This is a genomic window from Undibacterium parvum (assembly GCF_003955735.1).
Classification (GTDB): domain Bacteria; phylum Pseudomonadota; class Gammaproteobacteria; order Burkholderiales; family Burkholderiaceae_D; genus Undibacterium; species Undibacterium parvum.
The window spans coordinates 2783810-2807149 of sequence record NZ_CP034464.1; the positions used below are offsets into that span (position 1 = coordinate 2783810).

Annotated in this window: 24 protein-coding genes, 1 tRNA gene and 1 pseudogene; 21 read left to right on the forward strand and 5 right to left on the reverse strand. The window is 50.1% G+C overall.

Features of this window, described 5'->3' with window-relative positions; all coding sequences use genetic code 11:
• Positions 1–59: 59 nt before the first annotated feature.
• The 12 genes and pseudogenes from EJN92_RS12170 to tatC form a co-directional block, all read left to right on the forward strand.
• Positions 60–872 (forward strand): annotated as a pseudogene (locus tag EJN92_RS12170) (DNA-methyltransferase); the annotation flags it as partial.
• A gap of 293 nt (positions 873–1165) precedes the next feature.
• A complete protein-coding gene (gene hisC, locus EJN92_RS12175) occupies positions 1166–2236 on the forward strand; it encodes a histidinol-phosphate transaminase (RefSeq protein WP_126129905.1) in 1071 nt (356 codons plus the stop codon).
• A 46-nt stretch (positions 2237–2282) separates the two neighbouring features.
• Positions 2283–2879, forward strand: coding sequence for an imidazoleglycerol-phosphate dehydratase HisB (gene hisB, locus EJN92_RS12180; protein WP_126128071.1), 597 nt, complete (start codon positions 2283–2285; stop codon positions 2877–2879).
• A gap of 33 nt (positions 2880–2912) precedes the next feature.
• A complete protein-coding gene (gene hisH, locus EJN92_RS12185; RefSeq protein WP_126128072.1) occupies positions 2913–3551 on the forward strand; it encodes an imidazole glycerol phosphate synthase subunit HisH in 639 nt (212 codons plus the stop codon).
• A gap of 61 nt (positions 3552–3612) precedes the next feature.
• Positions 3613–4404 carry a 1-(5-phosphoribosyl)-5-[(5-phosphoribosylamino)methylideneamino]imidazole-4-carboxamide isomerase gene (gene hisA / locus EJN92_RS12190; RefSeq protein ID WP_126128073.1) on the forward strand — a complete coding sequence of 264 codons (792 nt, stop codon included), beginning with the start codon at positions 3613–3615 and terminating at the stop codon, positions 4402–4404.
• Positions 4401–5165 carry an imidazole glycerol phosphate synthase subunit HisF gene (gene hisF / locus EJN92_RS12195; protein WP_126128074.1) on the forward strand — a complete coding sequence of 255 codons (765 nt, stop codon included), beginning with the start codon at positions 4401–4403 and terminating at the stop codon, positions 5163–5165. Before hisA ends, hisF begins: the two co-directional genes overlap by 4 nt.
• Entirely contained in the window at positions 5162–5560 is a 399-nt protein-coding gene (hisI, locus tag EJN92_RS12200) for a phosphoribosyl-AMP cyclohydrolase (protein WP_126128075.1), read from the forward strand. The genes hisF and hisI overlap by 4 nt, the downstream gene beginning before the upstream one ends.
• 8 nt (positions 5561–5568) lie before the next feature.
• On the forward strand, positions 5569–5922 hold the full coding sequence (locus EJN92_RS12205) for a phosphoribosyl-ATP diphosphatase (protein WP_126128076.1): 354 nt from the start codon (positions 5569–5571) through the stop codon (positions 5920–5922).
• Between the two features lie 40 nt (positions 5923–5962).
• Positions 5963–6328, forward strand: coding sequence for a histidine triad nucleotide-binding protein (locus EJN92_RS12210; RefSeq protein WP_126129906.1), 366 nt, complete (start codon positions 5963–5965; stop codon positions 6326–6328).
• A 66-nt stretch (positions 6329–6394) separates the two neighbouring features.
• Positions 6395–6616 (forward strand): Sec-independent protein translocase subunit TatA, encoded by a 222-nt coding sequence (tatA, locus tag EJN92_RS12215; protein ID WP_126128077.1) that lies wholly within the window; start codon positions 6395–6397, stop codon positions 6614–6616.
• A gap of 21 nt (positions 6617–6637) precedes the next feature.
• Positions 6638–7129, forward strand: a complete 492-nt coding sequence (tatB, locus tag EJN92_RS12220; protein ID WP_126128078.1) for a Sec-independent protein translocase protein TatB — start codon at positions 6638–6640, stop codon at positions 7127–7129.
• Positions 7130–7170: 41 nt separating this feature from the next.
• A complete protein-coding gene (tatC, locus tag EJN92_RS12225; RefSeq protein WP_126128079.1) occupies positions 7171–7935 on the forward strand; it encodes a twin-arginine translocase subunit TatC in 765 nt (254 codons plus the stop codon).
• On the opposite strand, the gene EJN92_RS12230 is transcribed toward tatC, so the two are convergent.
• The gene (locus EJN92_RS12230; protein ID WP_126128080.1) at positions 7932–8606 is read right to left on the reverse strand and encodes a DUF2461 domain-containing protein; all 675 of its coding nucleotides are present in this window, start codon (positions 8604–8606) and stop codon (positions 7932–7934) included. The two genes, tatC and EJN92_RS12230, sit on opposite strands and share 4 nt — an antisense overlap.
• A gap of 20 nt (positions 8607–8626) precedes the next feature.
• Entirely contained in the window at positions 8627–9793 is a 1167-nt protein-coding gene (locus EJN92_RS12235; protein ID WP_126128081.1) for a Do family serine endopeptidase, read from the reverse strand.
• A gap of 14 nt (positions 9794–9807) precedes the next feature.
• Here EJN92_RS12235 and EJN92_RS12240 point away from each other — a divergent pair, with 14 nt between their 5' ends.
• Positions 9808–10575 carry a Nif3-like dinuclear metal center hexameric protein gene (locus EJN92_RS12240; protein ID WP_126128082.1) on the forward strand — a complete coding sequence of 256 codons (768 nt, stop codon included), beginning with the start codon at positions 9808–9810 and terminating at the stop codon, positions 10573–10575.
• A gap of 53 nt (positions 10576–10628) precedes the next feature.
• Here the strand turns inward: EJN92_RS12240 and mscL are convergent, their stop codons facing one another.
• On the reverse strand, positions 10629–11048 hold the full coding sequence (gene mscL, locus EJN92_RS12245; RefSeq protein WP_126128083.1) for a large conductance mechanosensitive channel protein MscL: 420 nt from the start codon (positions 11046–11048) through the stop codon (positions 10629–10631).
• 315 nt (positions 11049–11363) lie between these two features.
• On the opposite strand from mscL, the gene petA reads away from it, so the two are divergent.
• The 6 genes from petA (at position 11364) to EJN92_RS12275 (ending at position 15621) form a co-directional block, all read left to right on the forward strand.
• Positions 11364–11978 (forward strand): ubiquinol-cytochrome c reductase iron-sulfur subunit, encoded by a 615-nt coding sequence (petA, locus tag EJN92_RS12250; RefSeq protein WP_126128084.1) that lies wholly within the window; start codon positions 11364–11366, stop codon positions 11976–11978.
• Positions 11978–13390: a cytochrome b gene (locus tag EJN92_RS12255; RefSeq protein WP_126128085.1), complete on the forward strand. Its 1413-nt coding sequence runs from the start codon at positions 11978–11980 to the stop codon at positions 13388–13390. Before petA ends, EJN92_RS12255 begins: the two co-directional genes overlap by 1 nt.
• Positions 13391–13411: 21 nt before the next feature.
• Positions 13412–14176 (forward strand): cytochrome c1, encoded by a 765-nt coding sequence (locus EJN92_RS12260; RefSeq protein WP_126128086.1) that lies wholly within the window; start codon positions 13412–13414, stop codon positions 14174–14176.
• A 96-nt stretch (positions 14177–14272) separates the two neighbouring features.
• Entirely contained in the window at positions 14273–14884 is a 612-nt protein-coding gene (locus EJN92_RS12265; RefSeq protein ID WP_126128087.1) for a glutathione S-transferase N-terminal domain-containing protein, read from the forward strand.
• A gap of 106 nt (positions 14885–14990) precedes the next feature.
• The gene (locus tag EJN92_RS12270) at positions 14991–15485 is read left to right on the forward strand and encodes a ClpXP protease specificity-enhancing factor (protein WP_126128088.1); all 495 of its coding nucleotides are present in this window, start codon (positions 14991–14993) and stop codon (positions 15483–15485) included.
• Between the two features lie 60 nt (positions 15486–15545).
• Positions 15546–15621: transfer RNA gene (locus EJN92_RS12275), tRNA-Thr, on the forward strand.
• A gap of 283 nt (positions 15622–15904) precedes the next feature.
• On the opposite strand, the gene EJN92_RS12280 is transcribed toward EJN92_RS12275, so the two are convergent.
• Both EJN92_RS12280 and EJN92_RS12285 read right to left on the reverse strand, forming a co-directional pair.
• Entirely contained in the window at positions 15905–16177 is a 273-nt protein-coding gene (locus EJN92_RS12280; protein ID WP_126128089.1) for a phage tail protein, read from the reverse strand.
• A gap of 45 nt (positions 16178–16222) precedes the next feature.
• Complete coding sequence (locus EJN92_RS12285; protein WP_126128090.1) at positions 16223–16705, reverse strand: phage tail protein; 483 nt, start codon at positions 16703–16705, stop codon at positions 16223–16225.
• 416 nt (positions 16706–17121) lie between these two features.
• Here EJN92_RS12285 and EJN92_RS12290 point away from each other — a divergent pair, with 416 nt between their 5' ends.
• Positions 17122–21882: a fibronectin type III domain-containing protein gene (locus tag EJN92_RS12290; protein WP_170174901.1), complete on the forward strand. Its 4761-nt coding sequence runs from the start codon at positions 17122–17124 to the stop codon at positions 21880–21882.
• Between the two features lie 115 nt (positions 21883–21997).
• Positions 21998–23263, forward strand: a complete 1266-nt coding sequence (locus EJN92_RS12295; protein WP_126128092.1) for an IS4 family transposase — start codon at positions 21998–22000, stop codon at positions 23261–23263.
• Positions 23264–23340 lie beyond the last annotated feature (77 nt).

The window sequence follows — 23340 nt, forward strand, 5'->3', positions numbered from 1 at the left end:
GCCAGGGCCAGCCGTATTATTCCAGCGTTCTGCCAACGGCCGTGCGCTAAAAGGTATCCATGAGCAGCTATATCAATACGATTTTCAATGAAGATGCGGTACTGGGTTTAGCCAGGATACCGGACGGCAGTATTGATTTAATTCTCACCGATCCACCGTATAGTTTGGGCAAGGATTACGGTAATGACTCCGACAAGCAAGCCGCTGCCGACTATCTGGCCTGGACCGAACGTTGGATCATGGCGGCCTTGCCGAAATTAAAACCAAACGGCAGTCTGTATATTTTTTTGACCTGGCGCTATTCGCCAGAGATTTTTGTGTTGCTCAAGCAGCACATGATCATGCTCAATGAAATCATCTGGGATAGGCGAGTGCCTTCGATGGGCGGCAGTGTCAGAAGTTTTTCATCGGTGCACGACACCATAGGTTTTTTCGCTAAAGCCAAGGGACATTATTTCGATCTCGACGCGGTGCGTATCCCCTACGATGCTGCCACCAAAAAAGCCAGGTCGCGCGCTATTTTTGTCGGCGCCAAGTGGCTAGAGCTTGGTTACAATCCCAAGGATTTGTGGAGCGTATCGAGGATACATAAAGAAAACCCCGAGCGTGCCGACCACCCCACCCAAAAACCTTTAGAGATCATAGAGCGTATGCTGCTGGCATCTTGTCCGCCCGACGGTATCGTGTTGGATTTGTTTATGGGCAGTGGCACCACCGCGGTGGCGGCCAAGCGTTGCGGTCGCAACTTCGTCGGCTTTGAACTGAATTCCGATTATTGCGACATTATTCAAACTAGGCTGGCGTCTCCGGAATCTGACAGAGTCGCGCTCAGGAATCAGCCTAGTGAGCCTATCCGCGCCAAAGCACCGAAAATTTCCCCGCCCGTAAAAGCCAAGCGCGCTCGTAAGTCACTTACCACAGCGGCTAAACCAGCAGCCAAGCCAGCAGCCAAGCCAGCAGCCAAGCCAGCAGCGAAATCAGCAGCGAAATCAGCAGCCCAGCCAGCCGCGCTAAAAAGTGCCGGAAAAAAAGCCAAATCGGCGGATGCGGATACCAGCATCAGCGCCAAAAAAACGATAAAGAAAACCAGCAGGTCTAGCCTTGCTGCGGTTGTCAGCGATCTGCCCCTAACGAGTGTTTAGATATTTCAAAAGTGAGTAAGTCTATGTCCTTGATTGCGAATATTATCCGTCCTGAAGTGCTTGATCTGGCGGCCTACCACGTGCCGGATTCGGTCGGCTTTGTGAAGCTCGATGCGATGGAAAATCCTTACACTTTGAGTGCGGATCTGCAGCAAGCACTGGCCACGCGCTTGGCCAAAGTGGCGCTGAATCGCTACCCAGTACCTAGTTACAGTGGCTTGAAAACCGCGATCAAACAACAACTTGGCGTACCTCAGGATTACGATCTGGTACTAGGTAATGGTTCGGATGAATTGATTTCTATGGTCTCTATGGCCTGTGCCAAAGCTGGCGCCAAGGTATTGGCACCGTTGCCAGGCTTCGTGATGTATGCGATGTCGGCGCGCTTGGCGGGTATGCAGTTCGTTGGCGTGCCTTTAAACGCCGATCTGACTTTAGACCTGGCCGCGATGCTAGCCGCCATCGCCGAGCATCGACCCGCCATCACTTACTTGGCATACCCGAATAACCCTACCGGCACTTTGTACGAAGTGGCGGATATCGAGGCAATCTTGCGTGCGGTCGGCGACACTGGCGTGGTGATACTGGATGAGGCGTATCAACCGTTTTCACCAGTCAGCTTCATGTCGCGTTTGGGCGAATTCGATAATCTACTGGTAATGCGCACAGTCTCCAAGCTAGGTTTGGCGGGTATTCGCCTCGGTTACATGACGGGAAGCCAGGCCTTGCTGGAACAGTTCGAAAAAGTGCGACCTCCTTACAATATCAACGTACTCACTGAGGCCGCGGCAGAATTTATGTTAGAGCAAGTGGCTGTGCTCGATGCGCAAGCTGCGCAGTTATGCGCGCAACGCGGCGTCTTGACCGAGGCTTTGGCGCGCTTGCCTGGCGTCACAGTTTTTCCGTCGGCGGCAAATTTCCTGCTGATTAGGGTGCCGCAAGCCGAACAAGTATTCGCTAAATTAGTGAAACAAAAAATATTAGTTAAAAATGTAGGTAAAATGCATGTGCTGCTGGAAAACTGCTTACGTATTACGGTCAGCACCCCAGAAGAAAATTCCCTCTTTCTTGATGCTTTTAGTGCATCATTATGAACGCGTCTTTGTCAACTAAGCCCTTTAGCCTTAATAGCCCCTAATTATGCAAGCTCAACGCACCGCCCAAGTTACCCGCAACACCAATGAAACGCAGATCCGCGTCGCCATCAATCTGGATGGAACCGGTAAGCAAAAACTCAATACCGGTGTTCCATTTTTAGACCACATGCTCGATCAGATTGCCCGTCATGGCCTGATCGATCTGGAAATCGAAGCGGTCGGTGATTTGCATATCGATGCTCATCATACGGTGGAAGATGTCGGCATCACCTTAGGACAGGCGTTTGCTATTGCCATGGGCGACAAGAAAGGAATACGCCGTTATGGTCATGCTTACGTGCCTCTGGATGAAGCCTTGTCACGCGTGGTCATCGATTTTTCCGGTCGCCCAGGCCTGGAGTTTCATGTGCCGTTCAAACGCGCCATGATAGGTTCGTTTGACGTCGATTTGACGCATGAATTTTTTCAGGGTTTTGTGAATCACGCGCTAGTTTCAATGCATATTGATAACTTGCGTGGCGACAATGCACACCACCAATGCGAAACCGTGTTTAAAGCTTTCGGCCGCGCTTTGCGTATGGCCTCTGAACTCGATGCGCGCTCAGCTGGTACTATACCTTCTACCAAGGGTAGTCTTTAATCCTCAAACTCCTCGCTTCACTAGCAGTTCATTATGAATAAAATTGTTGTTGTCGATTATGGTATGGGCAATCTGCGCTCAGTGGCACAGGCTTTGCGCGCTGTTGCACCGGAAGCGAACGTAATCATCTCTGGCGAAGTCGCCGATATCAAGAGCGCAGATCGACTGGTCTTGCCAGGTCAGGGTGCGATGCCCGATTGCATGCGTAGTTTGCGTGAGTCTGGCGTGCAGGATGCCGTCATGCAAGCGGCGCGTAGCAAACCCTTGTTTGGGGTTTGTGTCGGCGAGCAAATGCTGTTTGATGTCAGTGCCGAGGGGGATACACCGGGTTTGGGTCTATTGCCAGGCAAGGTAGTGCGCTTCGATTTACGTGGCCAGATGCAGGCAGATGGCTCGCGTTTCAAAGTGCCGCAAATGGGTTGGAATCGCGTCCGCCAAGCGCAGCCACATGCGCTCTGGCAGGGCATAGACGATGACGCCTATTTCTATTTTGTGCATAGCTATTTTGCGCAACCTGAGAACTCCCTGCATACCGTCGGCGAAACCGATTACGGCAGCATGTTTGCTTGTGCGGTGGCCCGTGATAATATTTTTGCGACACAATTTCATCCGGAAAAAAGTTCTGCGGCTGGCTTGCAGTTGTATAAGAATTTCGTCCACTGGAAGCCTTGATCCTTAGGCCATTTTTGTTTTTGTTAAACTCTCATTTTCACCTTTTTCATAGATACTCATCATGCTGCTCATTCCTGCCATCGACCTGAAAGACGGTCACTGCGTACGCCTGAAACAAGGAGACATGGATCAAGCCACGGTCTTCTCTGATGCTCCTGCCGAAATGGCACGTCATTGGTTAAAGCAAGGCGCGCGCCGTCTGCATCTGGTGGACTTAAATGGTGCGTTTGCCGGTAAGCCAGTCAATGAAGCGGCAGTCAAGGCGATTTTGCAAGCGGTGCGCGAGTATGCTGAAGAAACCGATACCGAAGAAGTTCCTGTGCAATTGGGTGGCGGGATACGCGATCTTGACACCATAGAGCGCTATCTGAACGACGGCTTGTCCTACATTATTATCGGTACCGCTGCGGTCAAGAGCCCCGGCTTTCTGGCCGATGCCTGTGCCGCGTTTCCAGGGCAGATCATCGTTGGTATCGACGCCAAAGATGGTAAAGTTGCCACTGATGGCTGGAGCAAATTGTCCGGTCACGATGTCATCGATCTGGCGCAAAAATTTGAAGGTTATGGCGTCGAAGCGATTATTTATACCGATATCGGTCGCGATGGCATGATGGGTGGCGTGAATATCGAAGCTACGGTTAAGTTGGCGCAAGCCGTGAGTATCCCCGTCATCGCATCGGGCGGTGTGCATGTATTGGCCGATGTTGAGGCTTTGTGTGCGGTGCAGGATGAAGGTATCTCTGGCGTTATCTGCGGTCGTTCAATTTATGAAGGCACGCTTGATTTGTTGTCGGCGCAGGATAGGGCGGATGAGTTGAGCGGTGAATTTGATAATGAAGAAGATCTTACATGACGCTGGCAAAACGCATTATCCCTTGTCTGGATGTGACCGCTGGTCGGGTCGTCAAGGGCATTAATTTTCAAGAATTGCGCGATGCCGGTGATCCGGTCGAGATCGCGCGGCGCTACGATGCGCAAGGTGCTGATGAAATCACCTTTCTTGATATCACCGCATCTTCAGATGACCGTGATCTAATCTTGCCGATTATTGAGGCGGTAGCGTCACAGGTGTTTATCCCGCTGACGGTAGGTGGTGGTGTTCGTACGGTGGCCGATGTGCGGCGCTTGCTCAATGCCGGCGCCGATAAAATCGGCATCAACACTTCTGCGATTACAAATCCGCAACTGGTGGCCGATGCTGCGCAAAAATATGGCTCGCAATGCATCGTGGTGGCGATCGATGCGAAGCGGGTCGCACCCGGAAAATGGGAGGTGTATACCCATGGCGGTCGTAATGCAACCGGCCTTGATGCTGTCGAGTGGGCCTGTAATATGGCCAGGCTGGGTGCCGGCGAAATCCTGCTCACCAGCATGGATAAGGACGGCACCCGTTCTGGATTTGATCTCGGTTTGACACGGGCGGTATCGGATGCTGTGGATATTCCTGTGATTGCCTCTGGCGGAGTCGGCAGTCTGCAAGATCTGGCCGATGGCATCAAGCTGGGGGGCGCCGATGCGGTGCTGGCGGCAAGTATTTTCCATTTTGGTCAGCACACGGTGCAAGAAGCAAAACAGTTTATGGCAGCACAAAGTATTCCTATGAGGTTGGTATGAGTTATAAATGGCTAAACAAAGTGTGCTGGGATGAATACGGCTTGGTGCCAGTGATAGCGCAAGAGGCGAGTACGAATGAAGTCTTAATGTTCGCCTGGATGAACCGCGATGCGCTTACTAAAACAGTAGAATTAGGCGAGGCGGTGTATTGGAGCCGCTCGCGTAAAAAACTATGGCATAAAGGCGAAGAATCCGGCCATATACAAAAGGTGCTGGAGATTCGTCTCGATTGCGATGAAGATGTGGTCTTGCTTAAGATTGAGCAAATTGACGGTATCGCCTGTCACACTGGTCGCCACTCTTGTTTTTTCCAGAAGTTTGAGGGGGATGCGAACGCCGGAGAATGGCAGGCGGTTGATCCCGTCTTGAAAGATCCCGAAAGCATCTACAAATGACTGCCAGTATGAGCAACAGTGAACAAGAGATTCTGCAGCGTCTGGCTGATTTGATGGAAAGTCGTAAGCCAGCTAATGGCGGCAATCCAGAGACTTCCTATGTCGCGAAATTGTTTGCAAAGGGCGACGACGCGATCCTAAAAAAAATCGGTGAAGAAGCGACTGAGACTGTGATGGCGGCGAAAGACGCTAGAGTTTCTGGCGATGCCAGCAAACTATTGTATGAGTGCGCAGATTTGTGGTTTCATACGCTTGTCATGTTGGCACAGTATAATCTTACTCCCCAGCAAGTGCTAAATGAACTGGCACGACGCGAGGGGCTTTCCGGTTTGGATGAAAAGGCCGCACGCAAGGACGTTTAAAGTGATCCGGATAAATTGAGCAGCGATGATAGAGGTCAATGTGGAAAACTGTATTTTCTGTAAAATTATTGCTAAGCAAATCCCTTCTGAAGCGATTTATGAAGATGAAGATTTGCTGGCTTTTAAGGATATTCATCCGGCAGCACCAGTGCACTTTTTAATTATTCCTAAATTGCATATGGCAAGCTTGGCAGATGCCCAGCCTGAACATGCTGAATTACTCGGTAGAATGTTGGAATTGGCACCTAAGCTTGCGCAAGAGCAAGGTTGTGGTGTGATAAAAAATGCAGATGGCAGCCTCACTGGCGGCTACAAAACCCTGATCAATACGGGGCCAGACGGTGGCCAAGAGGTGTATCATCTGCATATGCATGTGATGGGAGGAGTCAAGCGCCAACGCGCTTAATTCCGCATCGATGGTACTTAGCATTAAATATTTTGACGAGAGCAAGGCTCTCACATTGGAGAAATCATGGGTTCATTTAGTGTTTGGCATTGGTTGATCGTACTGGTGATTGTTATGCTGGTTTTCGGCACCAAAAAATTAGGCAATATCGGTGGTGATCTTGGTAAGGCGGTCAAAGGCTTCAAGGATGGCGTCAAAGGCGAAGAAGATAAAGCTGCCACTGATGCAAAGCAAGTTGCTGATAAAGTCACTGTAGACGTAGAAGCCAAGGAAAAAGCCAAGCTGTAAGCGGCTGGTAAATATCGATTTATGATAGATCTCGGACTCAGCAAGATGGCGCTGATCGGCGTGGTTGCGCTGGTCGTGATAGGCCCTAAAGACCTACCTAAGGTTGCCCGCATGGCGGGCTCCCTGTTTGGTCGCGCCCAACGTTATATCAATGAAGTGAAATCGGAAGTGAGTCGCGAGATAGAACTCGATGAATTGCGCAAGATGCATAAAGATGCGCAAGATGCAGTGCAAGACGTAGAACAGTCTATAGGGCAATCCATCGCACAAACTGAGAATGATCTGAATGCAGCCTGGCAAGGTGATGTTGCTGGTTCATCCTTAGCAAGTTTGCCAGCAGATGATGCCATCGCGATTAAGTCCAAAGATTTTCGTCGTAAAAAACTGGCACGTAGCTCGGCGATTCCTGCTTGGTATAAAAGTCGTAACGGCCAGCGCGCCCATGTGATATCTGGCTCGGCAAGAATGGCGAGGCATAGGGCAAAACCTCAAACACCAGCCAGCTTCTTCTAAATGTATTCCCAATACCACTTCTCATTCATTACAGGCCGTGCATGACCGATACAAATTTGCAGGGCGCGGCTGATAGCTTTATTTCACATTTGGTTGAGTTGCGCGATCGACTGGTGAAGGCGTCGATAGGGATAGCGCTGGTTTGCGCGGGCTTATTTGCCTGGCCCGGACCTTCTGCCATTTATGATATTTTGGCGCAACCTATGATTGCCTCGTTACCAGTCGGTGCTAAGATGATCGCCACTGGTGTCATTTCGCCTTTTCTGGTGCCTATGAAGGTGACCCTCCTGGTGGCTTTCATGCTGGCCTTGCCTTGGGTTTTATATCAGGCTTGGGCTTTTGTAGCCCCAGGTCTGTACACGCATGAAAAACGTCTGGTCGCACCTTTGGTGATTTCGTCATCGCTGCTTTTCATGTCTGGCGTTGCCTTCTGTTATTTCTTTGTGTTCGGTAGGGTATTTAAGTTCATCAACGAGTTCGCGCCAACCTCGATTACGGTCGCTCCGGATATAGAGAATTATCTCGATTTCATCATGTCTATGTGTCTGGCGTTTGGCATGACCTTTGAGGTCCCTATTGTGGTCGTGGTGTTGGTGCGCATGGGCTTGGTGCCGCTGGAAAAGCTCAAGGCGATACGCTCTTATGTGATCGTCGGTGCCTTTGTGATTGCGGCTATCGTGACACCGCCAGATGTCGTCAGCCAGTTCTCTTTGGCGATACCTATGTGCTTGCTGTACGAGTTGGGATTGCTGGTCGCCCCGATTTTCGTCAAGGCGACGCAGGCACCTGATGAAATCGTAGATTAATCAGCGGCAGCACGTAGCCAGATGACTAGCGGAAGGGCGCTTTTAAAGCCCTTTAGCAAAATTGCTTGTATCTGAGTAGCGTCCATGTCGACTATCGAACATTCGGTCCAGACCATAAAGTTCTTTAGCTTAAGTTGTTCGATATGCGGATGCTCGGCATCGTAGCCCTTGGGCGGCCGAATTAGCTTCCCCTCATCTTGCAATGTCCCAAAAATCTCTTTCAAGCCCTTGTTCTTGAGCAGTTTGGAGAATCCACTCGGGTCGGCCACGATATGATTTCGTATCGCCTTCAATCTGTCCGCGGGCGGCATATATTCACCAACCGCAAAAAATAAACGGCCATTGCCATCGAGTTGAAAATAATATGCGGGGCCGCCACCTTCGCTAGGTTTTTTGCGCCCACTGGGTAGTATCGATGCCGAGAAATTAGTTTTATACGGGGACTTATCTTTTCCAAAACGCACATCTCTATTGATGCGAAATAGAGCTTTTTTGCCTTCGCAACCAGCGATAGCTGGATCAAAACGACTCACTTCGTTAATCAACTGGGCGACGAATTGTAAAAATTCCGCGCGTAAAATATCGTAGCGGGGTTTGTTCATGACAAACCAGGCGCGATTATTACTCTCAGATAATTCGAATAAAAAACGACTTAAATCACGAACATGCATAAATATTTTCCTAATTAAGTTTATTCTTCGCGTTTCACTGGTGGGCGCTTGCCGACTAAGATATCGACACTAGACACAGAAGTACGTCTCAATACCGTGAATTTAACCTTGGTATTCGGTTTCAATTGCGCGATTAAGTTGAGAATTTCTGACTTGTTACTCACCGCTTTTCCCTCTATGCCTGTGAGTATGTCACCGGGGCGTATGCCGGCCTTATCGGCCGGGCCACCACGCACCACACCTGCGACTATGGCACCAGAAGCTTCCTTGATATTGAAACTCTCGGCCATCTCTGGTGTGATGTCTTGCGGCTCAACACCTATCCAGCCACGTACCACTTGCCCATCTGAAATGATCGCTTCCATTACCATCTTGATGGTAGTGACAGGAATGGCGAAGCCTATCCCTAGCGAGCCACCATTGCGCGAATAGATTGCTGAATTAATCCCGAGTAAATTCCCATTGATATCGACCAGTGCACCGCCCGAGTTACCGGGATTGACTGCTGCATCGGTTTGTATGAAGTTCTCGTAGGTGTTGATGCCGACATCATTGCGGCCTAGCGCAGAGATTATCCCCATCGTGACGGTTTGGCCAACCCCGAAAGGATTGCCGATTGCCAGCACGACGTCGCCGACAAACGCCTGTTCTGAATGGCCTAAAGTAATTGCAGGCAAATTGGGAAGTTCAATTTTAATGACTGCCAAATCCGTCTCAGGATCTGTACCGACTACTTTGGCATTGGCCTGGCGTCCATCGGCTAAAGATACAGAAATTTCATCAGCCTCTTCGATCACGTGGTTATTAGTTAGAATATAGCCTTGAGAGCTCACAATAACCCCAGAGCCTAAGCTAGACTGGCGCTCAGTTTGCGGACTCTGTTGATCGCCAAAGAAGCGCTTCAAAAATGGGTCATTGAGTAAGGGGTTATTTGCCTGACGGCTGGCTTTTGCGGTATTAATGTTCACCACGGATGGCATGGCACGTTTGGCCGCCTCGCGATAAGAGAACTGCGCGGCAACCCCATTGATCGGTGCCTCCTGCATACTTACGCTTGAAGCCAAGCTTAACTTATGGGACGAGTTCAATACTTGAGTTGACCAGTTTGGCTTTAAGGTGCTGAGAATAAACCACAGAGCCAAACCAACGGTAGCAGTTTGGGCAAATAATAACCATAAACGACGCATAGAGAGTTTTGAATATGAAAGAACAGTCAGTGAATAGGGATGTGCTCGCAAAATATCTGGATGCAAAATTAGAAACGGCACGTTACCGTGATTATTGCCCAAATGGGCTGCAGGTGGAAGGGCGTGCTGAGATTAAACTAATACTCAGTGGTGTAACGGCGAGTTTAGCCTTGCTGGAACGAGCGGTAGAGCTAAAAGCGGATGCTGTGCTGGTGCATCATGGCTACTTTTGGCGTGGCGAGGATATGCGCGTGGTAGGGCAAAAACAGCGGCGTTTAAAACTATTGCTGGAAAATGAGATCTCATTGTTCGCCTATCACCTTCCTTTGGATATGCATGCAGAATTGGGAAATAATGCTCAACTAGCTAAGCAACTGGAAATTAAACCGATTTCCCGCTTTGCTGAGGATGATTTGGGCTGGTTGGGTAAGATGTCAAACTCAGAACTTAAAACAGTAGGAGATCTGGCCCAGCACGTAGAGAGAACATTAGGGCGTAAGCCTATGTTGATAGGCGATCCCGGACAATTGATAGATCAGATTGCCTGGTGTAGTGGTGCCGCGCAAAATCTGTTTGATCAGGCTATCGTCGCTGGAGCAAGCATTTATCTGAGTGGCGAAATCTCTGAGCCTACCGTGCATTTGGCGCGTGAGTCGGGTGTCGCCTACTTGTCTTGTGGCCACCATGCGACTGAGCGTTACGGTGTCGCGGCCTTGGGCGCGTACCTTTCGCAACATTTTGGATGCGAACATCAATTTGTTGACATTGATAACCCAGTCTAAAATTTAAAAAACCGCCATTTTTTAAACATGGCGGTTTTTTATGGGTAAATGGATTATTTTCTTAAGGCATCACGAATTTCACGCAATAGCACGACATCTTCCGGCGTTGCCACTTCTGCGACCGGTGCTGCCGGCTGATCCTTTTTCATCTTATTGAACAGGCGCACCATTTGAAAAATGATGAATGCCAAAATCAGGAAATTGAGAGCTATGGTAATGAAATTGCCATATGCTAGTACCGCTCCGGCCTTTTTTGCTTCTACCAAGGATAGGCCGCTTGCCTGCCCGTTTAATCCTAGGTAATAGCTGGAAAAATCCAAGCCACCAAAAATTTTTCCGATGACTGGCATCACAATATCTGCCACCAGTGAGTCAACAATCTTCCCAAACGCAGCACCGATGATAACGCCGACCGCTAAATCGACTACATTGCCCTTGGACGCGAAGTCCTTAAATTCTTGCATCATGCTCATGAAATTTCCTTGATAAAATAGTAAATATAGTCTTTAAAAAAACGTCATTATAGTAATGCCTAAGCACCCATACTCCGAGAAAACGGGCGTAAATTTTTGTTAAATTGGATTTTTAAATTTTTTCTAGTCGTCAGTATTTCAGGCGCAATGATTAGAATTTCCCCAATAATTGACAAAATACCAGAAAAATCACACTAGTTTGCTTGTCTGATCATCTTTTCCTTTAAAACCATACTCAGCTACTTTATAATTTAAGGTTGTTAGAAGTGGGGTTGCGCTTCGTCAAGTTTTGATTTTTGATAGATTGGGGTTGGTATGAGTATCGAAAAGCAGGTCGATTCTGGCCGTCGCGGTTTGCTAGTCGCCACGTGCGCAGCGGGCGGCGTAGCTGGTTTGGCAACCGCAGGTGCTTTGGTAAGCACTTTTCAGCCATCTGAGCGCGCAAAAGCAGCAGGCGCGCCGGTAGAAGCTGACATCTCGGATTTGAAACCGGGAGAAATGAAAGTATTCGAATGGCGCGGTAAGCCCGTATGGATACTCAAGCGCACGCCTGAGATGATGGCTAGCTTGGCAAAAACCGAAGATAAGGTAGCCGATCCAGAATCGAAAAAACCTTACACTATGGATATGCCAGAGTATTGCGATAAACAAAGCCGTGCACGTAAAGAGCATAGCGATGTCTTGATCACGGTCGGTATTTGCTCACATTTGGGCTGCTCGCCAAGTTCAAAATTTGCAGCCGGAGCCCAACCATCTCTGCCTGACGACTGGGCCGGTGGCTTTTTGTGCCCGTGCCATGGTTCAACTTTTGATTTGGCTGGACGTGTTTATAAAAATAAACCTGCCCCACAAAATTTGGATGTTCCCCGTCATATGTACTTGTCGGACACTAAAATCCTCATCGGTAAAGATGAGAAAGGCGAGGCTTAATCATGGCATTTGTTGAGAAAAAATTACCTGCGGACGCTCCTGTCGTTGACAAGGCGCTCAATTGGGTAGACTCCCGTTTCCCGCTGACTAAGCTGTGGAATGATCAATGGGGTCAATACTACGCGCCGAAAAACTTTAATTTTTGGTATATCTTTGGTTCATTGGCAATGTTGGTGCTGGTGATACAGATCGTTACCGGTATTTTTCTGGTAATGCATTACAAACCGGATGCCACGCTGGCGTTTGCTTCGGTTGAGTACATCATGCGTGATGTGCCTTGGGGGTGGTTGGTGCGCTACATGCACTCGACTGGCGCTTCGGCCTTCTTCATCATCATTTATCTGCATATGACACGTGCCTTGTTGTACGGTTCGTATCGTAAGCCGCGTGAATTGATCTGGTTGTTTGGTTTCGCGATTTTCCTGTGTCTGATGGCTGAGGCTTTTTTTGGTTACTTGCTGCCTTGGGGCCAAATGTCTTACTGGGGCGCACAAGTTATCGTTAACTTGTTCGGTGCTATCCCTTTCATCGGTCCTGATCTGTCCTTATGGATACGTGGAGACTATGTCGTCAGTGATGCAACGCTTAACCGTTTCTTCGCTTTCCACGTGATCGCAATTCCTTTGGTGTTGTTAGGTTTGGTTGCTGCGCATTTGATCGCCTTGCATGAAGTCGGTTCGAATAATCCAGACGGTATCGAAGTAAAAGAAAATTTAGGTTCGGACGGCCATCCTTTGGATAGCGTGCCTTCGCACCCTTACTACACTTTCCACGATATTTTTGGCGTGACTGTGTTCCTGGTAATTTTCAGTGCTGTCGTTTTCTTTGCTCCTGAAATGGGCGGTTATTTCTTGGAATATAATAATTTCATTCCTGCTGATTCCCTCAAGACGCCTCCGCATATCGCTCCTACCTGGTATTTCACGCCGTTTTATTCTATCTTGCGTGCAACTACTACTGAGTTTATGTATGTAGTGATGGCGGGTATTGTTGCCTACGTAGGCTTGATTTTTATGACGACTAAGTTGCCATCGAAGATTAAAATGGCAATTGCCGGCATTGCTCTGCTGGCTCTGGCAGGTATGATGCCTGGCGCCTTGGATGCTAAATTCTGGGGCGTGGTCTTATTCGGTTCTTCCGTGATGATCCTGGGTGCATTGCCTTGGTTGGATCAGTCTCCAGTTAAATCGATACGCTATCGTCCGCAATGGCATAAATATGTCTTGATCGTATTTGGTATATGTTTCGTTGCCTTGGGTTATTTGGGTGTGCAAGCACCATCACCTGAAAAAGAGCGTGTCTCACAAGTTTGTACCGTGATCTATTTCGGTTTCTTCTTGTTGATGCCATGGTGGAGCGCGATGGGCACATTTAAGCCTGTGCCAAAACGCGTGACATTTTCAGCACACTAAGCGATCAAAGGAATAATCAGCATGAAATTAATTAAAAATTTGATCGCCGCTCTGGCTCTGGTTCCAGCTTTGGCATTGGCAAATTCTGGTGGTTTCCCTTTGGATCACGCAGAAGATCGCGGTACCAATATGGCGGCTTTGCAGAATGGCGCTAAGCTGTTCGTCAACTACTGTCTGAACTGCCACTCGGCATCTGCCATGCGTTACAACCGCTTGAAAGATATTGGTTTAACGGAAGAGCAAATTAAGGAGAATCTTCTCTTTACCGGCGAAAAAGTCGGTGATTTGATGAAAACTTCACTCGCTCCTAAAGATGCCAAGGCGTGGTTTGGTGCAGTTCCGCCAGATTTGTCGGTAATCGCCCGTGCCAAGGCTTCTAGTGCCGGTTCTGGCGCAGACTGGATTTATACCTATCTGCGTACTTACTACAAAGACGAAAATCGACCGACTGGCTGGAATAATATGGTATTTCCAGATGTCGGTATGCCGCATGCTTTATGGGAACTGCAAGGTGTACGCACAGCCAAGTTTGTGGAAGAAAAAGACCATCATGACGAATCTAAAGTCGTGCATAAATTTGCCGGATTTGAGAAAGTCACTGAAGGTAAAATGACACCGGCTGAGTATGATAGCGCAGTCACGGATCTGGTTGCCTACCTGCAATGGATGGGCGAGCCAGCACAAAATACACGTAAGAAATTAGGCGTAGTGGTGTTGTTGTTCTTGTCCTTGCTGAGCTTATTGGCGTGGCGTCTGAATGCATCGCACTGGAAAGAAGTAAAGTAAATAAGTCGTCCGCCACCTAGTTTGGCGGATGTGTCATCCCAGGGTGAGGTGCGCAAAATAGGCGCCTCACCCTAATCGTTTTTAAGGAACTGTAAAATGATGGTTCTCTACTCGGGTACAACTTGCCCATTCTCACAACGTTGCCGTCTGGTTTTGTTCGAAAAAGGCATGGACTTTGAAATCCGTGACGTCGATCTGTTCAATAAGCCAGAAGATATTTCGACCATGAATCCATATGGTCAGGTGCCAATTCTGGTTGAGCGTGAATTGATTTTGTACGAATCAAACATCATCAACGAATACATTGATGAACGTTTTCCACATCCGCAATTGATGCCAGCTGATCCTTTGCAACGCGCACGCGCACGTTTAATGTTGTTCAATTTTGAAAAAGAATTGTTCGTGCATGTACATACTTTGGAGAATGAGAAATCTTCCTCTTCCTCCAAGTTACAAGACAAGGCCAGAGCAGAAATCCGTGATCGTCTGACGCAATTAGCGCCTTTGTTCGTCAAGAACAAATACATGCTGGGCGACGAATTCTCTATGCTTGATGTAGCCGTTGCGCCTTTGTTGTGGCGTCTCGATCATTATGGTATTGAGTTGTCCAAAACAGCAGCGCCTTTGATGAAATACGCCGAGCGTATTTTCTCCCGCCCTGCTTACATTGAAGCATTGACGCCATCTGAAAAAGTAATGCGTCGTTAATCTGCACTGATCGTTCTACAACAAGGCTGACATTTTGCATTTGTCAGCCTTGTTGTTTTTCAGCGCAAGGTCTATTCTTCAAACACATTCACGAAACTAGTCACCTATGTCTGCCAGCTCCACAAAACCGTATTTCATGCGCGCTATTTATGAATGGTGCACTGATAATGGCTTTACGCCATATCTGGCCGTTAAAGTATCCGGCGCCACGCGGGTTCCTATGGAATTTGTCCGCAACGGAGAGATCGTCCTCAATATCAGCTTTGGCGCCACCAGTGGCCTGAAGATGGATAATGTTGCGGTTGCCTTCAATGCGCGTTTCGGCGGTGTCTCCAGAGAAATTTACGTGCCAGTTGAGAACGTCAGAGCCGTCTACGCCAGCGAAAACGGCGAGGGCATGGCATTCGATACCGATGTAGTCGAGTCGGCCGAGGCGCTGGTACCGATTGCACCAGAACCAGTACAAGAGTTTACTCGCCCTAGCCTGGGTTTAGCTGCGGTCAGCAGTAAGCCTAGTGCAGTTGAAACGAAGGGCGATGCAAAGCCAGTCACTGAACCTCAAAAAAAGTTTGAAAAACCCACACTCAAAATAATAAAGTAGTCTATAATATTGTTCTTCCAAGGCTGATTGAGAGATTAATCGGTTGAAGAAAATAGTTTTGCCGACTTAGCTCATTTGGTAGAGCAGTTGACTTGTAATCATCAGGTGGCCAGTTCGATTCCGGCAGTCGGCACCAAGAATAAGTAGTAGAATCAAAGGGTTGGAGATTTCGGTCTCTAGCCCTTTTTTTTCGTCTGTTTGATTTTCATCTTCATGTAACCGCCATGTAACCCGACTTGATTAATATAAAACTCGGAAAGGCTAAGTTCGTATTAGGTGGGAGTCGCAACTAGCCCGAAGCAGTTAGTTCGCTGGAAGTGACATGGGACTTAAATCGGTGAAACTATGCGCGGGGCGCTGGCGTGGCGAGCGCCATTAAATGTGCCTCACACATCAAACCGCGCGCCCTAAGCCTTTCCTTACACTCGAGATAATCGGACACTATCTGCTTCGCCCAAGCGCTTGCACATCGTGCGATTGGTCAGACCCACACCTTGCCCTATCGACAAGGTTTGATTCAGATTCGGGAGTTTGAAGGTAGTCACGCCATCCCCGCCATAGGTAACACCTATAAGCGCATAAAGTATTTCGAAGGTAGTAATCTGCATCGATCGTCCATCGCAGAATTCCCAACCCACCGGGGCGTAATTCCCGGAAAAAATCGGGATTTCACCTGTATACCAGTCTGACATGTTCAACTCCTTAATCGCGTGGTGGATACCAATCTTTAGTGGAAATCATGAAATTGATCCTAAGGAAGCTTGCATATTGTTATGAGCGCCACGCCCGCCAACGGGGGTACAGGCACTGGACTGCAGGGTGTTGGAGTTATCGGCCTTCGCATACAGTTTTTTCGCCGGTGCCGAGGGACCCGGGGGCGGGGGATTATAGATATTGCTGGTCGCCAGAACGCGGTCTGCGTTCATTCCTACATTGGCGGCATTGGCTAGCGTGTCCGAGACACAAAGCAAATGATAGTGAGGTGGCATGTTCTTGCTAGTAAGTGTGACCGACTCTGCTCGACCCTTAGTGCCTATGTCGTAGCCTCCCCATTGCCCCGCCATGGTACGTCCGCGTAAATCGGGTAGTCCGAAGGTCTTAGAACCATCTCCTCCAAATTTAGTACCCAGCAGACTATATAGCGCTCCGTTCTGGGAAATTTGTAATAAAGAGACGTCACACAAAGACCAACCGTCTGGTGCAAAGGGGAAAGCACTCATTCTGATTTCACCAAGAAATGACTCCACATATCCTCCGAATTTTCAAGCTCCGTTTATAAAATAAGCTGCCAAAAATACATGGAACTCCGATTTGAGTTTTTTGCATTAAAAAGCGTGTGAGTTCAAGTGAAAATTCTGAAGTGTCTCTTTTTTAACGAAAAAACAATTTATTTTAGGAAATTTCCATCCTGCAATTGCAAATAAATGTAATATCCCGGCGTAATTTTAATTCGCTTTATCTGGCACAGCCCAAGCCTTACCTGGCCGCGGTGTTTTTTTGCCACCTAATTCTCCGGAGCATGCAAATGCAAGCAGTCACCTCAGCCCAAAAACTCTTCGCCCTGTTCACGCAAGTTTTCTTGCATTCCCTGTCCAGATATTCAGGATGGAAATCCTTGACAGATACCAGGACACGCATGAAAGCAGTCTGGCTCACATTGCTGATGCTGTTCAGCATGGCTGGTTCAAGCTTAGCTTATGCAGCAGCTCCACCAACTTCTTGTACCATCAACATCACCAATACCGGTGCATCCAGTTATACATACAATTATACGAATCAAGATTTAACGAATTGCGATCCCGGCGTGCACGGGATGGGATCGGGCGGCGGCGTATTCACCGATTCAAACGGGAATACCGGTGCAATTGGTACGAATGCCGGAGGGAACTTTCTTCCGAATAACGCAATGACCATCAACTACAATGGTTTTAAATATACGCCTCCAAGCATCGGGTATACCGGTAACGATACAGTGGTCATTTATTATCAGGATCAACTGTCGGCTGAGTTTGGTCAGGTTACTTTGACCATACATGTGACTGGCGGTGCGACTGCTCCAGGCGCACCAACCAGTGTGAGCGCAACACCGGGTAATACATCAGCCTCAGTCAGCTTCACGGCGCCAGGCTCGAATGGCGGTGCAATCATCACCGGCTATACGGTAACCTCCAGCCCTGGCGGTATAACAGCGACAGGGGCATCCAGCCCGATCAATGTGACCGGCCTGACCAACGGCACGGCCTACACATTTACTGTGACCGCGACCAATTCGGCTGGAACGGGCAGTGCGTCGGTTGCATCGTCAGCGGTGACACCAAGAACGGTACCGGGTGCGCCAAGCGGCGTGAGCGCGACCGCGGCGAGTACCACCGCCAGCGTCAGCTTTACGGCACCGGCATCGAATGGTGGTGCGACCATCACCGGTTACACCGTGACCGTGGTGGAGACTGGCGCGACCTTTGTTGGTGCCAGCAGCCCGATCAGTGTGACGGGTCTGACCAATGGTACGGCCTATACCTTTACCGTCAAAGCGACCAATAGCGCAGGTACCGGGACGGCGTCAGCTGCATCAACGGCAGTGACACCAAAGACAGCACAGACCATTACCTTCAATAATCCAGGCAGCCAGAACTTTGGTACGACACCAACGCTGAGTGCCAGCGCCAGCTCGACTTTGCCTGTGACTTTTACCAGCGCCACGACCGGCGTGTGTACTGTCAGCGGCAGCACCCTGACTTTCGTGACAGCAGGTAACTGTACGATCAATGCGAATCAGGGAGGTAATAGCACTATTTATGCAGCAACGCAGGTACAGCAAAGCTTTACTGTCAACGCCATCGTACCGGGTGCACCGGCTGCGCCAACGGCGACAGCGGGTGATACTACCGCCAGTGTGAGCTTTACAGTACCGGCGTCGAATGGTGGTTCAGCGATTACCGGTTACACCGTGACCGTGGTGGAGACTGGAGCGACCTTTGTTGGTGCCAGCAGCCCGATCAGTGTGACGGGTCTGACCAACGGTACTGCGTATACGTTTACAGTAAAGGCAACCAACAGCGCGGGCACAGGCACGGCGTCGACCGCTTCGACGGCAGTCACACCGAAAGCCGCACAGACTATTAGCTTCAATAATCCAGGCAGCCAGAACTTTGGTACCACGCCGACGCTGAGTGCCAGCGCCAGCTCGACTTTGCCGGTTACTTTTACCAGCGCTACGACCGGTGTGTGTACCGTAAGTGGTACTACACTGACGCTGGTCACGGCTGGCACTTGTACCATTAATGCGAATCAGGCTGGTGATGCCGCCTACGGTGCTGCAACCCAGGTACAGCAGACGTTTGCGATTGCCGCCGTGGTACCAGGCGTACCAACAGCTGCCAGTGCAACGGCAGGAAATACATCAGCAACGGTCACATTCACCGCTCCGGCATTTATCGGTGGCGCAGCCATCACCGGCTATACCGTCACCGTGAGTCCGGGGGGCGCGACCTTTAGCGGTGGAGCGAGTCCGATCAATGTGACGGGGCTGACTAACGGTACAGCGTATACCTTCACCGTTAAAGCGACTAACAGCGCCGGTACCGGCACGGCATCAAGTGCATCGGCCGCAGTGACACCGCAAGTCGGACAGACCATTATTTTTATCAATCCTGGCAGCCAGAACTTTGGTACGACACCGACGCTGAGTGCTAGCGCCAGCTCGACTTTACCGGTTACTTTTACCAGCGCTACTACCGGTGTGTGTACCGTCAGTGGCACAACACTGACGCTGGTCACGGCTGGCACTTGTACCATCAATGCCAATCAGGCTGGTGATGCCGCCTACGTTGCTGCAACCCAGGTACAGCAGACGTTTGCGATTGCCGCCGTGGTACCGGGCGTACCAACAGCTGCCAGTGCAACGGCAGGAAATACATCAGCAACGGTCACATTCACCGCTCCGGCATTTATCGGTGGCGCAGCCATCACCGGCTATACCGTCACCGTGAGTCCGGGTGGCGCGACCTTCAGCGGTGCAGCGAGTCCGATCAATGTGACGGGTCTGACTAACGGTACAGCGTATACCTTCACCGTAAAAGCGACCAACAGCGCAGGTAGTAGCAGTGCATCGGCTGCATCCGGCGCGATCACACCTAAAGCTAGCCAGACGATCAGCTTCACCGCACCGGTAACTGGCGTCGTGGGTGGCGTGGTGAATGTGACGGCAACGGCCAGTTCCGGTTTGCCGGTCAGCTTTAGTTCTGTGACTTTACCGGTTTGTACAGTGACAGGCTCCAGCGTAAATCTGATCGCAGCGGGTACATGTACGATCAATGCAGATCAAGTTGGTAATGCAAGCTTCCCAGCTGCAACTCAGGTCAGCCGTTCTTTCACGGTGGGTTCTACGCCTGTACCATTGCTGAATTTCACTCAGGCCGGTCCTTTGCAAATCAATTTAGGTAATAACCTGAACAATGCCGTGAGCTCAAGCCTGAGCGGTGGCAGCTACGGTGCGATCAGCTACAGCAGCAGCAATGCAGCTGTAGCGACCGTAGATGCAAGCGGTAAAGTAACACCAGTTGCCGCAGGCGGCGTCGTGATCACTGCGACCCAAGCTGCTGTTACCGGCATCAACGCCCAGACTACCCAGTCTTACAGTCTGACGGTTGGTAAAAATGTGCAAGCTGCACTCACGCTGACAGCAGACAAACTGGCGATTATCAAAGTCACAGGTAAAGCCACGTTGACTGCATCCGGTGGTTCGGGCAGCGGCGCAATCAGTTTCGCCGTCAGCTCCGGTGCCTGCAGTTTGTCTGGCAATGTCCTGTCGGCTGGCAGCACAGCAGGCAATTGTGTGGTGACTGCGACCAAAGACGCTGATGCGAATTTCAGTGCGGTCTCGGCCAGCATCACGATACAGATTCAGAATCTGACCGCAGCCAGCGTAACGATAGGTACTACGCAGTCTCAGGTATTGGATGGGGTGCCAGTCACACTGACGGCAGCGGTTACACCGGCTGCTGCTACCGGTACCATCAGTTTTATGGATGGAACGGTGACCCTGGCAACGATCACACTGACGAATGGTTCAGCCTTGCTGGTCGCGAAAAACCTGGCCATTGGTGTTCATACCATTAATGCGGTGTATTCGGGTGATGCGGTTACTGCGCCAGGTAATAGTGTAGGCATTACGGTGACGGTGGGTAAGCGTCCTGACCCAACGGTTGACTCAGTGGTGAAAAAAACGGCGGTCGCGGCAGCAAATATCAGTCAGCGCTTCACTCAGGCACAGATGACGAATATTTACAGCCACGTTCAGGTTCTGCACCATGACTTTTCGATCAAGAATCGTTTTGGTATCAGCTTTAGTGCACCGGATCTGGATATGTTCCGCATGGCGGCCAACAAAATCTCTGAAAACCTGACTGCGAATAAAGGCAGCTTCGGCAACGATCTGTATCGACTCAATCCGGACGATGTACGTCAGGCCAAGGCACCGTTTGCCAAAGATGAAGCCGCGCATAAACTGATGGACAGTGAGGAAGAAGCGCCTAAGAATGACGAGTGGTTCCAGATCGCAGGTAAACCAGTCGGCATGTGGACTGCGGGGAATATCGACTTTGGCGGTATCGATGCCCCAGATGGCAGCCGTACCAAGTTCTCCAGCTCGGGTCTGACTATCGGTATGGATATGATGTGGAGTCCGAAACTGATCGTTGGTCTGTCCGTCGGCTATGCACGCGATAAGGCCACCATGGATAACTTTGGCAGTGAAAGTAAATCCAAGCAATGGTCGGGTGTGTTGTACGGAACTTATAAACCGGAGAAGGAGTGGTTTATTGATGGCATGGGTGGTATCGGTAAGCTCAATTACGATAATCACCGCTGGGATGACGTGAATAGTCAGCTGTTGGCTGGTGAGCGTACCGGACAGGTCAGTTTCATGTCGCTGACGCTGACCCGTGATCTGAAGGTCGATAAAGATCTGCATATCCAGCCATTCGGACGCTTCGATGTATTGCATACCAAACTGGATACGAACACAGAACGCGGCAGCGTGCTGGCACTGACACTGAATAACACCAGCAGTGTGACGACGGCATTTACCGGTGGTCTGAACTTCGCCAAAGATTTCTACTTAGACTTTGGCCAGGTAACACCATCGCTGAAACTGCAATGGCGTCACCGTACCAGCGGTGAAATGAACCAGTCTATGTATTACACGGATCTGGGGGCAGGTAGTACCAACTACAATGTACTGGTAGTCGGTTTGCCGGAAGACATACAGTCTGTTGGTCTGGGACTGAATGTGATATCGCGCCGTGGCATAACGACCAACTTCAGCTGGCTGGGTTCTATGGGTGCCCACACCTATCGTGCCAACAGCTTCCGGGTGGATTTTCGACTCGGGTTCTGAGGCAGCAAAGCAAAAAAAACACCAGCTCACGGGCTTAATGCCGTTCAGTTAAGCCTGAACGGCATTTTTGTTTTTAGTGGTTGTAAACGTAAGCCAAGGCTGTTAACCTGCGGCCATGCATAATGACGCGATACAATTTTTGGCTGAAAATCAGGCGGCGCCCAACTGGGAACGTCTGGGTCAGCACTTGCCTTACGAGTGGATACAAAAGGCGCTCAGTTATACCGGCAAAGCCTGCATCCGGCAGCGTCGACTCCCTGCCGAGCAGGTGGTCTGGTTGGTGGTGGCTCTGGCACTGTACCGTCACCAATCGATCGGTGAAGTGCTCGATAATTTGGATTTGGCTCTACCAGATGCCGAGGTTTCCTTCGTCAGCAAAAGTGCCATCGCGCAAGCCCGTCAGCGGCTTGGCGCAGCGCCCTTGCAGGCACTGTTTGAGTTATCCGGCCACGCCTGGTGCGAACAAGATAGCAAACATTATCAATTCAAGGGCTTGCGTTTGTTCGCCATGGATGGTACCACCTTAAGAACCGCCGACACGCCCGAACAGCGCGCCCATTTGGGCGCTCAGGCCTACGTGCGCGTCGTGGCGAGCTATCCGCAGGTGCGCGGGGTCACACTCACCGATGTCGCGACGCACTTGATCCACAGCGCCGCCTTTGGCCCTTACAATCAGAGTGAAATACGCTATGCCAAAGAACTGCTTGCTTCGATTCCCTATGACTCGCTGACGGCCTTCGATAAGGGCTTTTTTTCGGCGCAAATTTTATGTGGACTGACCACAAACGGTAACTACCGTCACTTCGTCATTCCCGCCAAAATCAATACCAAGTGGGAAGTGCTGGAGGGCAGCGCGGGCGATCTCCTGGTGCAAATGCGCACCTCACCGCTGGCGCGTCGACAATCTCCTGAGCTGCCTGAATTCTGGCAGGCGCGCGCCATTACCGTGCTCGACTCCAGTGCGCGCAAACAGATACTGCTGACATCGCTCACGGATCGCCAGCGCTATAGCGCGGCCGATATCGTCGCCTGTTACGGGCGGCGCTGGCAAATTGAAACGAGTTACCGGGAAATGAAGCAAAGCATGCTGGGCAAGGCACTCACGCTACGCAGCAAAACCATCGATGGCGTCTATCAGGAAATTTGGGGCACGCTGACCGCGTACAACTTAGTCCGGCTGGAAATGGCAAAAGCGGCTTTAGCCGTCAAATGCGAGCCGACAGAAATCAGCTTCGTGCGCGCCTTCCATCTGATCCAATACGAGCTGCAATGGGCCGCAGTGACGCGCGCGTACGGAAAATTGCCAGACTTATTAAAGCGCTTGCGCGAACGCTTAGTCTCCCTGCTCAACGAAGAACGGCCCGACCGCTATTATGAGTGAACCGTGAAAGCAGTCCCTCAACGTTACCTCGTTCGGCTTCTGAAAAGAGACCTTAACTGAACGGCATTAAGCTCACG

What these genes read in the sequence shown, in the direction of transcription:
- hisC (WP_126129905.1), top strand. Translation starts at nt 1,166, where the DNA reads ATGTCCTTGATTGCGAATATTATCCGTCCTGAAGTGCTTGATCTGGCG.
- hisB (WP_126128071.1), top strand. Translation starts at nt 2,283, where the DNA reads ATGCAAGCTCAACGCACCGCCCAAGTTACCCGCAACACCAATGAAACG.
- hisH (WP_126128072.1), top strand. Translation starts at nt 2,913, where the DNA reads ATGAATAAAATTGTTGTTGTCGATTATGGTATGGGCAATCTGCGCTCA.
- hisA (WP_126128073.1), top strand. Translation starts at nt 3,613, where the DNA reads ATGCTGCTCATTCCTGCCATCGACCTGAAAGACGGTCACTGCGTACGC.
- hisF (WP_126128074.1), top strand. Translation starts at nt 4,401, where the DNA reads ATGACGCTGGCAAAACGCATTATCCCTTGTCTGGATGTGACCGCTGGT.
- hisI (WP_126128075.1), top strand. Translation starts at nt 5,162, where the DNA reads ATGAGTTATAAATGGCTAAACAAAGTGTGCTGGGATGAATACGGCTTG.
- EJN92_RS12205 (WP_126128076.1), top strand. Translation starts at nt 5,569, where the DNA reads ATGAGCAACAGTGAACAAGAGATTCTGCAGCGTCTGGCTGATTTGATG.
- tatA (WP_126128077.1), top strand. Translation starts at nt 6,395, where the DNA reads ATGGGTTCATTTAGTGTTTGGCATTGGTTGATCGTACTGGTGATTGTT.
- tatB (WP_126128078.1), top strand. Translation starts at nt 6,638, where the DNA reads ATGATAGATCTCGGACTCAGCAAGATGGCGCTGATCGGCGTGGTTGCG.
- tatC (WP_126128079.1), top strand. Translation starts at nt 7,171, where the DNA reads ATGACCGATACAAATTTGCAGGGCGCGGCTGATAGCTTTATTTCACAT.
- EJN92_RS12230 (WP_126128080.1), bottom strand. Translation starts at nt 8,606, where the DNA reads ATGCATGTTCGTGATTTAAGTCGTTTTTTATTCGAATTATCTGAGAGT.
- EJN92_RS12235 (WP_126128081.1), bottom strand. Translation starts at nt 9,793, where the DNA reads ATGCGTCGTTTATGGTTATTATTTGCCCAAACTGCTACCGTTGGTTTG.
- EJN92_RS12240 (WP_126128082.1), top strand. Translation starts at nt 9,808, where the DNA reads ATGAAAGAACAGTCAGTGAATAGGGATGTGCTCGCAAAATATCTGGAT.
- mscL (WP_126128083.1), bottom strand. Translation starts at nt 11,048, where the DNA reads ATGAGCATGATGCAAGAATTTAAGGACTTCGCGTCCAAGGGCAATGTA.
- petA (WP_126128084.1), top strand. Translation starts at nt 11,364, where the DNA reads ATGAGTATCGAAAAGCAGGTCGATTCTGGCCGTCGCGGTTTGCTAGTC.
- EJN92_RS12260 (WP_126128086.1), top strand. Translation starts at nt 13,412, where the DNA reads ATGAAATTAATTAAAAATTTGATCGCCGCTCTGGCTCTGGTTCCAGCT.
- EJN92_RS12265 (WP_126128087.1), top strand. Translation starts at nt 14,273, where the DNA reads ATGATGGTTCTCTACTCGGGTACAACTTGCCCATTCTCACAACGTTGC.
- EJN92_RS12270 (WP_126128088.1), top strand. Translation starts at nt 14,991, where the DNA reads ATGTCTGCCAGCTCCACAAAACCGTATTTCATGCGCGCTATTTATGAA.
- EJN92_RS12280 (WP_126128089.1), bottom strand. Translation starts at nt 16,177, where the DNA reads ATGTCAGACTGGTATACAGGTGAAATCCCGATTTTTTCCGGGAATTAC.
- EJN92_RS12285 (WP_126128090.1), bottom strand. Translation starts at nt 16,705, where the DNA reads ATGAGTGCTTTCCCCTTTGCACCAGACGGTTGGTCTTTGTGTGACGTC.
- EJN92_RS12290 (WP_170174901.1), top strand. Translation starts at nt 17,122, where the DNA reads ATGAAAGCAGTCTGGCTCACATTGCTGATGCTGTTCAGCATGGCTGGT.
- EJN92_RS12295 (WP_126128092.1), top strand. Translation starts at nt 21,998, where the DNA reads ATGCATAATGACGCGATACAATTTTTGGCTGAAAATCAGGCGGCGCCC.